General features: G+C 45.3%; 13 protein-coding genes. All 13 read right to left on the minus strand.

Annotated elements, in window-relative coordinates:
* Positions 1-368: 368 nt before the first annotated feature.
* Positions 369-1,142 carry a hypothetical protein gene (locus OCV47_RS03590; RefSeq protein ID WP_262653799.1) on the minus strand — a complete coding sequence of 258 codons (774 nt, stop codon included), beginning with the start codon at positions 1,140-1,142 and terminating at the stop codon, positions 369-371.
* A gap of 190 nt (positions 1,143-1,332) precedes the next feature.
* Positions 1,333-2,475, minus strand: coding sequence for a glucose-1-phosphate adenylyltransferase subunit GlgD (gene glgD, locus OCV47_RS03595; RefSeq protein ID WP_262653801.1), 1,143 nt, complete (start codon positions 2,473-2,475; stop codon positions 1,333-1,335).
* The gene (locus OCV47_RS03600) at positions 2,469-3,677 is read right to left on the minus strand and encodes a glucose-1-phosphate adenylyltransferase (RefSeq protein WP_262653804.1); all 1,209 of its coding nucleotides are present in this window, start codon (positions 3,675-3,677) and stop codon (positions 2,469-2,471) included. Before OCV47_RS03600 ends, glgD begins: the two co-directional genes overlap by 7 nt.
* A 161-nt stretch (positions 3,678-3,838) precedes the next feature.
* Entirely contained in the window at positions 3,839-4,783 is a 945-nt protein-coding gene (locus OCV47_RS03605) for a TIGR03943 family putative permease subunit (protein ID WP_262653807.1), read from the minus strand.
* A 76-nt stretch (positions 4,784-4,859) separates the two neighbouring features.
* Entirely contained in the window at positions 4,860-5,981 is a 1,122-nt protein-coding gene (locus OCV47_RS03610) for a CobW family GTP-binding protein (RefSeq protein WP_262653808.1), read from the minus strand.
* Positions 5,982-6,065: 84 nt separating this feature from the next.
* Positions 6,066-7,184: a flagellin lysine-N-methylase gene (gene fliB / locus OCV47_RS03615; protein ID WP_262653809.1), complete on the minus strand. Its 1,119-nt coding sequence runs from the start codon at positions 7,182-7,184 to the stop codon at positions 6,066-6,068.
* A gap of 11 nt (positions 7,185-7,195) precedes the next feature.
* Positions 7,196-8,902: a Cof-type HAD-IIB family hydrolase gene (locus OCV47_RS03620; protein WP_262653811.1), complete on the minus strand. Its 1,707-nt coding sequence runs from the start codon at positions 8,900-8,902 to the stop codon at positions 7,196-7,198.
* Between the two features lie 79 nt (positions 8,903-8,981).
* Positions 8,982-9,107, minus strand: a complete 126-nt coding sequence (locus OCV47_RS03625; protein ID WP_262653812.1) for a hypothetical protein — start codon at positions 9,105-9,107, stop codon at positions 8,982-8,984.
* A gap of 62 nt (positions 9,108-9,169) precedes the next feature.
* Positions 9,170-10,573, minus strand: a complete 1,404-nt coding sequence (locus tag OCV47_RS03630) for a C40 family peptidase (protein WP_262653814.1) — start codon at positions 10,571-10,573, stop codon at positions 9,170-9,172.
* 393 nt (positions 10,574-10,966) lie between these two features.
* Positions 10,967-12,349, minus strand: coding sequence for a S1C family serine protease (locus OCV47_RS03635; RefSeq protein WP_262653815.1), 1,383 nt, complete (start codon positions 12,347-12,349; stop codon positions 10,967-10,969).
* 143 nt (positions 12,350-12,492) lie between these two features.
* Complete coding sequence (locus OCV47_RS03640) at positions 12,493-13,185, minus strand: LrgB family protein (RefSeq protein WP_262653817.1); 693 nt, start codon at positions 13,183-13,185, stop codon at positions 12,493-12,495.
* A complete protein-coding gene (locus tag OCV47_RS03645) occupies positions 13,178-13,552 on the minus strand; it encodes a CidA/LrgA family protein (protein WP_262653818.1) in 375 nt (124 codons plus the stop codon). The genes OCV47_RS03640 and OCV47_RS03645 overlap by 8 nt, the downstream gene beginning before the upstream one ends.
* Before the next feature lie 20 nt (positions 13,553-13,572).
* Positions 13,573-14,616, minus strand: a complete 1,044-nt coding sequence (gene rsmH / locus OCV47_RS03650) for a 16S rRNA (cytosine(1402)-N(4))-methyltransferase RsmH (protein ID WP_262653820.1) — start codon at positions 14,614-14,616, stop codon at positions 13,573-13,575.
* Positions 14,617-14,728: the final 112 nt, after the last annotated feature.

Consider the following 14,728-nt stretch of genomic DNA (forward strand, 5'->3'; position numbering starts at 1 on the left):
TTCCGGTCTGTGTCTCCATTCCTTTCGATCTCTTCTGCGTTTGTTCATTATTATTCTGAAAGCATAAAGATTTCTGAAATGTGACCAGAATCCAGACAGTGCAACCGCACCTGGAAATGAAATACTATGCTTTTGTATGTTTATGATATCATGTATCTTTTCTTTATTCAATCATCTTTTTCTAATATTTCCCGCAACTTTTTGTATTAGATTTTCTATGTATAGAGCCACATGGGACAATAAAAAAGCCGGAAAACACCGTCCCCATGGCGATTTTACATAAAAAATAATGTTGAAACATTAGTTTTTTTAGGCAAAAAAAGAGCCAATGTGATTTCACATTGACCCTTGATCCTCTTTCTTAACTCTTACAGTCTCTTTGCTACTCCGTCCTTAACCTGAACTGCTGATGCTTCATTCTTAAAGGTAACATTTACTGTCATGTGGCTGTCCTGAACATCCAGTTCTTTGCCATCTTTCTCAAAACCGATTTCATAGAAGCTGTAAAGTTCTTCTTCAGAACTTCCCAGGCTGTTGATGGTAGCTGCTTTTGCTGCTTCGTATTTTTCGCTTCCTTCTTCCAGTTTCTTAGCTGTCAGCTTTGTATCTTTGCCAAGCTTTGCTTCTTCAGAAGTCTTAACTACGATCACTACTTCATCATTTTCAAATTTGAAAGAGGTCTGATATTCTTCTGCCTCTGTTGCTTCTGTCTGTGCCTCTGTCTCGGCGGCTTCTGTCTGCGCTTCTGTCTGTGCTTCCGTTGCTGCCTCTGTCTGAGCTGCTGCTTCTGCTGCCTGTCTTTCTGCTTCAGCCTGTGCTGCTGCTTCTGCTGCCTGTTTTTCTGCTTCAGCCTGTGCTGCTGCTTCTGCTGCCTGTCTTTCTGCTTCAGCCTGTGCTGCTGCCTCTGCTGCCTGTCTTTCTGCTTCAGCCTGTGCTGCTGCCTCTGCTGCCTGTCTCTCTGCTTCAGCCTGTGCTGCTGCTTCTGCTGCCTGTCTCTCTGCTTCGGCTTTTGCTTCTGCTTCAGCTGCTTCTGCTTCTGCTTCGATCTGTGTATTATCTTCAGCGTATACTGCATATGCTGGAACTGTCATTGTTGCTGCCAGAAGAAGTGCTGCTGCTCTTTTCATCATACCGTTTCTCATTGTTGTTACCTCCGAATGCTCTATACTATATTGACTCTTTCGAGTTCCTTATCTCTTTATCTGGGTTCATTATAGCAGTCGGGGTATTTCGTCATCTATTTCGTCTGAAACTTTTTTCAAAATTTGAAAAATATCAGGCTAAATATTAAAAGGGGCCATTCGGCCCCTTCTGCATTTCATATCATATATTTTATACCTGATGTCCCTTTGCGATATACAATGGGAAGGTGTCAGCACCTTTCATTTCTTTTCCGGCACTGATGACTACCTGCTTGTCGGTAATCGTGTAATCTACGATCGCACCCTCTTTAATCACGGTATCCTGCATCAGAATACAGTTCCGGACAATGGCTCCCTTTTCTATCTTAACGCCTCGGAACAAAACGCTGTTCTCTACCTGTCCTTCGATGACACAACCATCAGCTATCATAACATTGGATACCCTGGATCCCGGGATGTATCTGGTTGGGTTATCATCACGAATCTTGGTGTAGATCGGATTACCTGAGAACAATGCATCCAGATTCTCATCATCCAGAAGCTTCATATTCTCTTCGAAGTAGCTCTTCATATCGCTGATACGTGCTGCATAACCTTCGTACTTGAAGCCCTGCACATTCAGAGAATCCAGATTCGGAGCAAGCACATCACGTTCAAAGTAAACCTGTCCACGTACAAATGCGGCGTTGATCAGATCGATCAGTTTCTTGCGTTCGATACAGTAAATATTCATGGAGAAGTTCTGTACCCCTGTATCACGTGGGTTGATGTAGATCTTGCTGATTCTGGTTCCAGTCAAAGCAAAGGTATAATATAAGCCTCTGTCATTGGCGGTGTGTTTTAATGCACTTTCCGGAAGTTCTTCCGCAATATAAGCTGCTGTCACATCTGCATTGTTGGCAATGTGCGCCTGCAGCATGGCATTGAAGTCGAAGTTCACTGCGATATTGGCATCTGACAAGAATACATATTTTTCATTCTGATGTCTCAGGAATTCCAGCACGTTAGCCAGCGCTTCCACATGACCGTTAAACAGCTTGTTCTGCTTCTCGGCAAATGGAGGAATGATATGAAGACCGCCATTCTTTCTGGTCAGATCCCACTCACGTCCGGATCCTAGATGATCCATCAGGGAAAAATAATTATTACGAACTAATACAGTTACATTGCTGATTCCACAGTTGACCATACTGGAAAGAATAAAGTCAATCATACGATAACGGCTTGCAAAAGGGATGGAAGCCATCAGACGAATATTGGATAATTCCGGAACCAGAGCATCATAACTGTTAGGAAAAATAATACCAAGTGCATTTTCGCTGGATGTTAACATACTTCTTCACCACCTTCTACATTTTCTCTTACCATTGCATTCGGTCCTACCTTGGCACCGTCACCAATATAAACACCAGGACCGATCGTAGCCACGCCTTTTTCTGCACCTTCCGGTGCTGCGCCTACGACTGCATTCTCACCGATCACTGCCTTTTCTGCAATGATACAATGACGGACTACTGCGCCAGACTTAATCACGCATCCGCCCATTACAACGGCGTCTTCCACAACGGCACCGTCCTCTACTTTTACGCCAGAATATAATACAGAGTGCTTTACGGTACCCTGAATACGGCATCCATCTGTAATCATGGAATTCTCTACGATGGCACCGGCTGCGATCTTATGTCCGGTCATACCACTGTTACGGCTGTAGATCTTCCAGTCATCATCAAACAGGTTGATACCACTGTGTTCCGGATCCAGCACTTCCATGTTTGCTTCCCAGAGTGAAGAGATCGTTCCTACATCCTTCCAGTAACCACTGAAATGATATGCATACATCTGGCGGCCATCACGAAGCAGATTCGGAATGATGTTGTTACCAAAGTCATTCTCAGACCGAGGATCTGCTTCATCCTCTTCCAGATACTTCTTCAGGACATCCCAGTTGAATATGTAGATACCCATAGAAGCCAGATTGGACTTCGGATGCTCAGGCTTCTCCTGGAATTCGGTAATCTTATCGTTCTCATCCGCAACCATTAGGCCAAAACGGGATGCTTCATCCCAAGGCACTTCCATAACAGCAACAGAGAATTCAGCACCTTTTTCCTTGTGAAAACGAAGGAAATCACTGTAATCCTGTTTGCAGATCTGGTCGCCGGACAGAATAATAACATACTTTGGATCATAACGTTCAATAAAGGAAATATTCTGGTAAATCGCATTCGCAGTACCCTTATACCAGTCAGATCCTGCTGCCTGCTGATATGGTGGAAGCACATGGACACCACCGTGTACGCGGTCAAGATCCCATGGCTGTCCATTTCCAATATATTCGTTCAGAACAAGCGGCTGATACTGGGTCAGTACGCCGACCGTATCGATTCCGGAATTAATGCAGTTTGAAAGTGGAAAGTCGATGATTCGATACTTGCCACCAAAAGGAACTGCAGGTTTTGCCAGGTTCTGGGTCAGCGCATATAGTCTGGAACCCTGTCCACCGGCAAGAAGCATTGCAATAATTTCTTTTGCCATTTTTCATAATCCCCCTAAATATCATGGATATAGTAATTGTACCACAATTCTCACAAAAAGGAATAGGTTTTTTAGTAAAATTTAGGTAAATTTTTGTAAAAATCTGTCGTTTTTTTTATATTCAAAAAAAGAAGCGCCGAAGCGCTTCCTGAAAATTTTATTTAATTGAAGTATACCAGATCATCTTCTGGTGCTTCTGCCGGCTCATAGCTGATACCGTACAGCACCGGGCCTTCTTCTCCGTAATCTTTCTGATATTCATAATGAATCTTCGCCGTCAGATAGATCCACTGGCGTGTCTTCAGTTCACTGATAAAATCTGCCTTGCACAGATAGCCGATAAACCGGATATCATCTGCACAGCAGGTCATGGCATTTCGTCCCGGAACGATCATACCTTCTGGCATTCTTCTGGACTTCATGACTTTTGCAAGGAATCGAACAGTCTTCCCTTCATAACGCTCCGGATTGTCAGAAGCGTCCAGGAACCACAGACCATAGTCCATATCTTCGATATTGATCACATCAGCATTGAAGTCAAATGGCGGCACTTCAGCGCCCGGGTCGATCGGTTCTCCGTCTTCTCCTTCAAAGTATACCATGGCTCTCGGATTCAGGCTGCGCACAGTTCTGCGATAAGAATGCAGATCCATGCTCTCATCACAGCGATTGAAAATCACCATCTCGGTATACTGGAACATATTGCTGAACAGGCTTCTCATGTTATTCAGATAAACAGGGAACGTGATTCCATCCACCAGGGTAATAACCTGTGCCAGTACCAGACGATCCATCTGCCCCCACTCAAATACCCATTTATAATCCCACATACCATTCATCTCGATAAAGATCTTCTTCGGTGTGTACTGACGAATACAGTATTTCAGGAAATCTGTATTCATCTTTTCTTCCTCATCCACGGTAATCATAGTAATGTTGTTACCGCAGAGGTCTTCGTTGTTATACTCTACTTCGCCCTCTTCGCAGACGATCAGGAGACATCTCTGTCCTTCTGTAAAGTCTTCATCTGTCACGATATCCTGAAGGAAACTGGTCTTTCCGCTCTCCAGGAATCCTGTAATCATATATACTGGAATTTTTTGCATGATTTTCTCTACTTTCTATCTCATATATTCAGCGATACCGGGAATATCTTCCCGGCATCGCATTTCTCATCTATATTTATTTCAGAAGAAACAGCTCTTCCAGCTTCTCTTCTTTTAATTTGGAACCGATCACACACAGTCTGCCTGTGTAATCTGCTGCTCCGGTACGGATCTCATATTCACCCGGTACCAGGTCAAAATGCATCCAGGTACCATCTGTGCAAGGAAGCATACCTTTGGCACGCAGCACCATACCCAGATCCTCTGCTTCATTCAGAGTCTTCAGAATATGTTCCAGCTCATCCCTGCTATATTTACGCGGAGTCTCTTTACCCCAGGAAGTAAATACTTCATCTGCATGATGATGGTGATGATCATGGTCATGGTGATGTCCACAGCTGCAGACACCATTTTCATCATAATGATGTTCATGTTCGTGGTCTTCATGATCGTGGTCATGACCGCATCCACATTCGCCATCATGATGATGCTCATGATGGTGTTCATGTTCTTCATGATCATGGTCATGGCCGCATCCACATTCGCCATCATGATGATGATGCTCATGTTCATGTTCTTCCATCAGTTCTTTAGCCAGGGAATGAGTTCCCTCGATTGCATCCAGGATCTGCTGACCGGTCAGTTCATCCCATGGTGTTGTGATAATCACCGCATTCGGGTTCTTCTCACGTACCAGTGCTGCTGCTTCCATCTGCTTTTCCTCTGTCATGCTCTGTGTTCTGCTTAAAATAATCGCTCCGGCATTTTCCACCTGATTGTTATAGAACTCACCAAAGGTTCTCATATACATCTTGATCTTTGCAGCATTGGCTACTGTGATCAGACTGTTCACTTCCAGCTGTGCAGCTTCTGCTGCATCTTCCACTGCTTTTCTTACATCAGACAATTTGCCTACTCCGGATGGCTCGATAATAATACGATCCGGATGATATTTTTCTGTTACCTCTTTCAGTGCCTTACCAAAGTCACCTACCAGAGAGCAGCAGATACATCCTGAATTCATCTCTGTAATATTGATACCGGCTTCTTTCAGAAAACCGCCATCGATACCGATCTCACCAAATTCATTCTCGATCAGCACAACCTGCTGATTCGCATATACTTCCTTCAGCAGCTTCTTGATCAGTGTTGTCTTTCCTGCGCCCAAAAATCCTGAGATAATATCTACTTTTGTCATATTCATTCCTTCTTTCTATTCAAACCCAACCCGACTGACGATGTCAGGCGAGTTGCTTCCCACTAATCTGATATTATAAGCAAATCACCTGTTTCTGTCAACTTTCGCCCTTGCAGCAAGCATTCCCATCAGCTCATGAAATCCTGCTTCCGGGAAATGATTCATCTGTTCTTCCATGCAGTTCAGATTCGGATCAGAATGCTCCAGTTCTCTGGAATAACGACAGGCCAGTGTGACACGTTCATCAAAAGAAAGTGCTTCGCCCTTCTGTGCTCCTGCTGCCCGGACCAGTTCTTCCCAGATGAGGGTACTGACAATCGCCATCTTCACCTTGGCCTGCGCATCTGCGTCATAGACTGCTCCGCAAAAATACGTATACAGATAATATACCACCATCTGCTCGATTTCATGCTCTGGAATAACACCTGAATGCTTTGTTTCTGCACAGCGCTTCCAGATCTGCAGATCTTTTTTCCAGGCTGGATCCAGTACTTCAAAACGCTCCGGCACACACAGTAATGCATCTGCTTCTCCTGGTTCAGAGGTAGACAATATCTTCTGCTGTAGCCGCTTCTGCGCCTTCGCCCCCCGATAACGTTCCAATACCGTCTCGATCTCAAAGATCTTTTCTGCCCGGATCCGATTCTGTACATCATTCCCCAGTGCCAGTACTTCTGCCATCCGCAGATGCACCGGAATCGTCCGATCCTGCAGCATCCCGATCATCACCGCTCTGGTATCCTGCAAAGCAGAATACAGGAAAAAGTCAAACTCCTCTTCTTCCTCTTCTCTGTCGTCTTCCGCCGTACGCATGGTCACTGGTTCTTTTTTCTCAAGAATCATCTCCGCCACCGCCGGACAGGACAAGGACAGGGTAATCTCCCGTTCATTTTCGAACTCTTCGATATGTCTCGGATACTTCCGGCATGTGGAACACATCATCTCCGGTCCCGCCTCGATATGCATGTCACAGAGATTCTCATCATTGAGAAAAGCGCATCTGCGATCTCCATACTGTAAAAAAGTCTCTTCTTTCCAGTTCACCGAATTACGGATACGGTTGCCAAAACTGCCCTTTGCTTTTCGATATCTCTTCAGTGACTTCTGATCAATCACAATCTGCCATCCTGCGCAGCAGGTCGCAGGGCATTTGTCTGCCAGGCACTGGAACTTCTTATAATAATCCGGAACAGTATATCTCATCTTCTCACTCCCTATAACAGTGTCTTCAACACATGCAATACACTGTCCGCTTCCGCCGGCAGCACATACTTACTGACCGCTTTTACCTCTTCTCTGGCCTCTGCCACTGCATAACTCTCTCCGGCACACTTCAGCATACTGATATCATTGTTATTATCTCCAAATGCCATGGTCTCCTCTGCTGTCACGCCCAGACGTTCCTGCAATTCCTTTAAGGCATTTCCTTTCTCGGATCCCAATGCCGTGAAATCAATCCAGTGCTCTCCGGCTGCAGTCACCAGTGCCCGGCCGGCGAACTTTTCGATTGCCGGCTGCGCCGCCTGCGCTGCATCCTGATTTTTGACAAAAGCAGAGATCTTCACCAGTCTGTCTTTCTTTTCCAGAATATCTTCCACTTCTTCTATAGAAAGCCGATATCCTTCTCTCAGCCAGCGAAGTATCTCCGGATCTTTACTGTCTGTATAATCTCCATCCGGTGCAGTGACGAGAGAAAAAGTATCTTTCATTGTTCTGATATAAGTAATGATCTCCTCTGCCATTTCCGGTGCAAATGCACGGCAGGCCAGTACATCCTGCCGATATTTTACATACCCTCCATTATTGGAAATAAAGTACACATCATCCAGCACCGGCCGAAATACCCTCCGCACGCTGTTCATCTGGCGTCCACTGGCTGCTGCAAATACAATTCCTTTCTCCTTCAGTCTCCGGATCACATCATATAATTCCGGATTCATATCTGAGCTGCCCTCCGGCAGCAAAGTGCCATCCACATCCGATGCTACTAATTTAATCATTCTTTTCTCCTTTTTTTGCTCTTCCCCATGATATTCTTTTTCCTGAAGCTCCTGCACACAGCCAAGGAACTTCTCTGCCAGCCCTTCCAGAGACCGGTTCTTGTCCCAGACCAGTACATAATCTGCCTGATGGCCCGGATTCACAATCGTTTTCGTCACTACCTGCGTATGAGTCATGCCAAAGTCCATCGTCGCCGGGAAAATCGCAATCCCGACTTTTGCCTTCACCAGTGCAAAGGCATTCATATAGTTGCTGATCTCACAGAGTATCTTTGGTTCTTCTTTAATCTTTTCAAACCATCCACGTATCTCTTTCGCTCTGGACTTTCTGGATGGGATAATCAGCGGCTCTCCAGCCAGATCACTCAGCGACACAAAATCCCCTGGTGCCTTGGCCAGCGGATGATCATGAGGTATCAATGCCGCCCATGGTTCTGACCCTACCGGAATTCCCTCCCAGCGCTCTGTATCATAGGGTGCAGCAATCACTGCCAGATCACACAATCCCTTCGACAGTCTGCTGATGACATCATCACTGCTGCCGTTCCAGAGATTATATTGTACTTCCGGATAACGCCAGGAAAATTCTGCCACCCACCGGGAGATCATCTTTGGTGCACTTCCTTCTACTGTGCCCAGATACAGGGTTCCGGTTACTCCTTTTCCAAAGGCACGGATCTCATCCTCCGTCTTCTCTACCAGTGTTACGATCTGATCCCCACGATGAAGCAGGAGCTGACCGACTTCTGTAAGCTGCAGCTTTTTCTTTTTCCGTTCAAACAGTTCTACTCCCAGTTCCTCCTCCAGCTGATGAATCTGTCTGGACAGCGGTGGCTGTGCAATATGCAGATTCTCCGCTGCTCTCGTAATATTCAGTTCCCGTGCTGCTTCCATAAAATACCGAATTGATCGAATGTCCATTTTTTCACCTTTCGTCAGGATTGCCCTATCTCAAATGTGCACTTGTCTTTTGCCAGTATACAATACTTTTTTTCTCGTGTCATCCCATCTTTGTTCTTTTCACCCGCTCTGCTAATGCATCGATTCGCTCTTCGCTGATCCTTCCATCCTTCACAGCCTGAAGAACGGCCGTATAAGCTTCTGGTTTTCTGCCAGTATAACACAAAACACTCCCGAAAGGTAAAGCCCTCCGGGAGTGTTCCGATGAATTTTTATTCTATTTTTATCTTACCAGTATCTTGCTGCGCATACCGGTGTATCATAGTTATAATTGGAAATAATGATTCCCTGTGATTCTGTTGCTGCATGGACGATCTGTCCACCACCTATGTACAGAGCCACATGGCTGATTCCGCTTCCATCTGAATAGAAGAGAAGATCACCCGGCATGATATCGCTGATCGCTACGGATGTTCCGCCGTATGACTGATCCGCTGCTGTGCGGGCAAGCCCTATACCGAAATTTGCCATAACAGACATCGTAAATCCAGAACAGTCCGTTCCATTCGTCAGGCTGGTTCCACCATAGACATATGGATTACCTACGAACTGTACCGCATAATCTGCGATCTGCTGTCCCAGGGAACTGTCACTGGCAGAGCTGTCTGTAGTAGTATCCATGCCGGTATTTCCATTATCATAAGACGTATCCGTTCCAGTACTTCCATTATCATAAGATGTGTCCGTTCCAGTACTTCCGTTGTCATAAGATGTATCTGTTCCGGTACTTCCGTTGTCATAAGACATATCTGTGCTGGTACTTCCATTGTCATAAGACGTATCTGTGCCGGTACTTCCATTGTCATAAGACGTATCTGTGCCGGTACTTCCATTGTCATAAGACGTATCCGTGCTGGCACTTCCATCATCATAAGACGTATCTGTGCTGGCACTTCCATCATCATAAGACGTATCTGGGCTGACGCTTCCATCATCATAAGAAGTATCTGGGCTGACGCTTTCCTCACTGTAAGAGATATCCTCGCTGACTTCTTCACCACTGTCAGCAGCTTCTTTATAAGAAGCTTCTTCTGCTGCCTGAGCCTTTGCTTCTTCTGCACGACGCATAGCCTCTTCTCTGGCTGCTTCTTCCTCCAAAGTCACAGCAGTAGGATAATAAGTCTTATATTCACAGTAGTCTGGATGGATAAATCCATATACATCATTTCCCAGTGCTACCGTTGCCCAGTCACCACTGGTATCGACTACCTCCAGCTCCTGTGACTGCTCTGCCACATCAATGACATCTGACTCCTCAGAAGGAGCTGTCCTGATATTCAATGCTTCTGCGTTGACAACCGCCACATTATATGCAACCTGATCGGCAATCTCCTTCGCCTGTTCTCCGGTTGCGAAATACTCCGCCTTCACATATCCTTCGGCATTACCGGATTTGATCTTATACCATCCGTTGTCCTCTGTTTCTTCTACAGTCGCTGATCCGTCATTATACAGCTTGGCTACTACCTCACTGTTCTCATCTGCTTCGGAACGAACATTGATATATTCCTCACACTGTGCAAAAATAAGCTCCCCTTTTTCTGCATCAGCTGCGCCAACTGCGCCCACCATATTCATGGTAAAACCTGCTGCCAGGATACATGATGTAATCCAAAATCTCTTCTTATGCATACTTTCCCTCCTTCTGCATATCTTATATCTGTTCAGTGTCCTCACAGAACAATGGGTTCTGAACAGTCACAACTGCATTTAAACAGTCGTCCTCATGTACAGGTTACATTTTAATGAACAAATGTGAACAGGTTATGTTATGTTCCTTAAAGAATTTTTGGGGGTTCTTAAGATTTTCTGAAGGCAAGCTTACTATTGCAGAAAAAAATCGAACCCATATGGATTCGATTTTTCGATACCCTTTGAGTCATTAAGCCATGAAGCCTCTCTTGTGCAGGCACATCGTGGCTTCTGGCTTTTGACCCTGGTATCACATATCATATTTCATTAAAAGGGAGGGGTTTAAAAACTTGAAAAAAACTTGTTAACAGTTACATCTATGGTTAACGGATTTTAGAAGAAATATCCAAATCCAGTAGCCTTTCTTCCAGGCTGTGTTTCGCTCTGATCCGGACTCTGCATCCAGTCACCATTGTCTGACTGGTCATCCTGGTACTCTTCTGTGCTTTCTTCATCAGATGAGCTGTCAGAAGAACTGTCTGTGTTCTCCTTTGCCTGCAGTGTAACGGAGATTACCTGTTCCTGATATCCATTGTCACCGGCTCTCTTCACTGTTACATCAACTGTCTCACCAGCTTCATAGTACTGGATTCTGTCAAGGAGTTCACTCATAGAGCTTACGGTTGTCTTATCCAGTTTGGTAATGATATCACCCTGTTTGATGCCGGCTTCTGCTGCTGCACTGCCATCTGTTACTTCATATACATAAGCACCTGCAGGGATATTGTACATCTGTCTTGCTTCTTCTGATACATTGGTGACACGAACACCAAGGGCACCTGCTTTATCTGCATCGGCTTTTGTTCTGGTGGTCTGGTTCATCAGATCCTCAATAACAGATTTTGCTGTATTAATCGGGATCGCATAACCCATACCCTCTACACCGGTGCTGGATGCTTTTGCGGAGTTGATACCAATCAGACGTCCATTTTCATCCAGAAGTGCTCCACCACTGTTACCAAAGTTGATTGCTGCATCTGTCTGAATCATATTCTGTGTAATCTCACCATTGTCTGTGGAAAGAGTAACTTCACGATTCAGTGCACTGACAATACCAAATGTTACAGACTGTCCATATCCAAGGGCATTACCAATGGCGATTGACCAGTCACCAACATTTACCTGATCAGAATCACCGATCTCGATGACTTTAATCTGATCCATAACATCCTGTGGGATATCTTCCAGTTTGACTGCAACTACTGCCAGATCCAGAGAAGAATCAGTTCCCTTTACCTGTGCGGTAACCATCTTATCCTCTTCATTCTCAGTGTCTGCGCTAAAGAGAACGGTCAGCTGATCTGCATTCTGTACTACGTGGTTATTCGTAGCGATCAGAAGTTCTGTATTACTTTTACCAACGATGATACCTGAACCTGTGCTCTCGCTGTCCTGCTCGTATTCCTGTCCCCAGAACTGAATGGTCTCTTTGCTCTGGTTCGTGATAGCTACGATAGAAGGCATTGCATTCTGGGCAATCGCTTTTACATTCGGCAGATAACTGGTATCTGTAGATGTCGCATCTGCTTCTGTAGAAGTGTCTGCTCCAAGTGTAATACCACTATCGGTGCTGGCCTCTGTCTCAGTCTCAGTAGACTCCTCGGCCTGTACACCTGCCATTCTCTCATTATATGTGTTTACTCCAATTACTGTACCAGCTGTTCCTGTAATGGTAATCACTGCAAGAGCGATACCTAATTTTTTCGCTTTATTCATCATCCATACCTCCTTATGGTTTCTGTCGTTATTTCAAGAAGATCGATGTTCTGATCTCTTATCTCTCTTCCTTGTTTCTGAGACTAATATTAATGGAAATATGTGTTTAATTTGTGAAAACAATGCAAACAAACCGTGTTTTTTTAGTAGATTCCTGCATACAATGCCGCCAGTACTACGGTAATAATTCCAGATACTGCAATGGATAAGCTGCTCATTGCACCCTCGATTTCTCCCATCTCCATGGCTTTTGCAGTTCCAATAGCGTGAGAAGCAGATCCGATTCCGATTCCTTTTGCAATCGGATCCGTGATGCGAAACAGCTTGCAGACGTATTCCGCGATGATATTTCCCACGATTCCTGTAATGATAATGACCGCTACCGTAATAGTCACAAATCCCCCCAGTTCTTCAGAAACACCCATTCCGATGGCTGTCGTGATAGACTTCGGAAGCAGGGTGACGTACTGCTCATGGGAAAAATGGAAAATCATTGCCAGAGCCAGTACACAGGTAACACTGGTCAATGCGCCAGATAAAATGCCGGCAACAATCGCTACTACATTTTTCTTCAGCAGTTCTACCTGTTCATACAGCGGTACCGCCAGACAGACCGTCGCCGGTGTCAGCAGATAGCTTAAATATTTTGCTCCATCATAATAGGTATCATAATCAATGTGACAGGCCAGAAGAATGGCAATCACTGCCACGATCGAGAACAGTAGTGGATTGATCAGAGAGATCTTTGTCTTTTTCCGCAGCCATCCTCCCAGTTCATAGGTTACGCAACTGACCAACACCCCAAAAAACAGGGATTCCAGCATAACATCATTCATCTTTTGTTTCTCCTTTCTTGTTGGCAGAACGTTTCAGAACCAGTTCTGTCACTTTTCCTGACACACCCATAACCAGCACAGTGGATACCAGAATGATCACAACTACTTCCAACAGCATGCTGTTTAAGTCTCCCCAGGATTCCATCAGTCCGACTCCGGCCGGGATAAACATCAACGGCATGATTTCAATCAAAAATACCGATGTTTCTTTTACTGCATTCAGCTTCAGGATACCGGTCTCCAGCAGAATAAAGAGAATCACCAGTCCGTAAATACTGGCCGGCACCGGAAGAGGAATGACATATTTCAGCAGTTCTCCCCAAAAGGATACCAGCAAAATGATCATAAATTGTCTGAGATACTTCATATTATATTACTTCCTTTCCATCAGGCTTTGACTGCCCAGCGCATTTTTGTGGATCTGGCCCGTCCATTGGCTCTGCATTCTTCTGCAGACGGCCGGATCACTTCTCTGGCAATATCCTGAAAAATACCTTCTTTATAATAAGCCTGGAACGCTTTCTTCACCAGGCGGTCTTCTCCGGAATGGAATGTCAAGATCGCTATTCTTCCACCCGGTGCCATGATGTCCGGCAGCTTCTCCAGAAACGCTTCCAGCACTTCAAATTCACTGTTCACATCTATCCGCAATGCCTGGAATGTTCTCTGACAGGTCTTTTTCAGAATATCCTTCTTTTCTTTATCGTCCGGCAGAAAAGCAAGTGCCCGTTCGATTGCTTCCCGCAGATCTGTGGTCGTCTCAATCTTCCGTCCCTTGCGGAAGGTCTTCGCCACCTCAACAGCAATTTTATCTGCATAAGGTTCATCTGAATTCTCCACCAGCATACCCTCCAGCTCTTCCCTGCTCACTTCCCGCAGACGCTGTGCTGCCGACACACCCTTTTCCGGATTCAGACGTAAATCCAAAGGACCGTCTAATTTATAAGAAAAACCTCTTTCCGGATTGTCAATCTGCATAGAGGACACGCCCAGATCTGCCATGCAGAAATCAAACGGACCGTACTCTACTCCGATCTTATCAATATTGGCAAAGTTTTCCTGAATCGAAGTAAATATCTCCGGTCCAAACCCGGCTTCCTCCAGACGCTTTGTCGTCTTCACGATCTCGATAGGATCCACATCCAGGGCATACAGATGCCCCTGTCCCTTCAGGCACTCCATCATCTTGCGGCTGTGCCCGCCATATCCCAATGTGGCATCCAGTCCTTTCTGCCCAGGCTGAATCTGCAGAAAATCCAGGATCTCTTTCACACAGATCGAAATGTGCATACCCGCCGGTGTACTTCCCTTACTGATCACCTTCGCAACCGTATCCGCATACTTCTCTGGATTCAGTTCCTTATACTTCTCCTCAAACTTACGAGGATGCGTACCCCTATATCGGACACGCCGCTTATGTTCCTTTTCCATATTCCCTCCATTGGGGACGGTGTTTTCTGGCTTTTTTCCTGTCCCCTGTGGATTTCTCCACAATCTTAAAATTATCGTTTATCTTCGAATTGGTCTTACCAAAAACGTTCAC

The organism is Muricoprocola aceti, from assembly GCF_025567005.1.
Taxonomy (GTDB): Bacteria; Bacillota; Clostridia; order Lachnospirales; family Lachnospiraceae; genus Marvinbryantia; species Marvinbryantia aceti.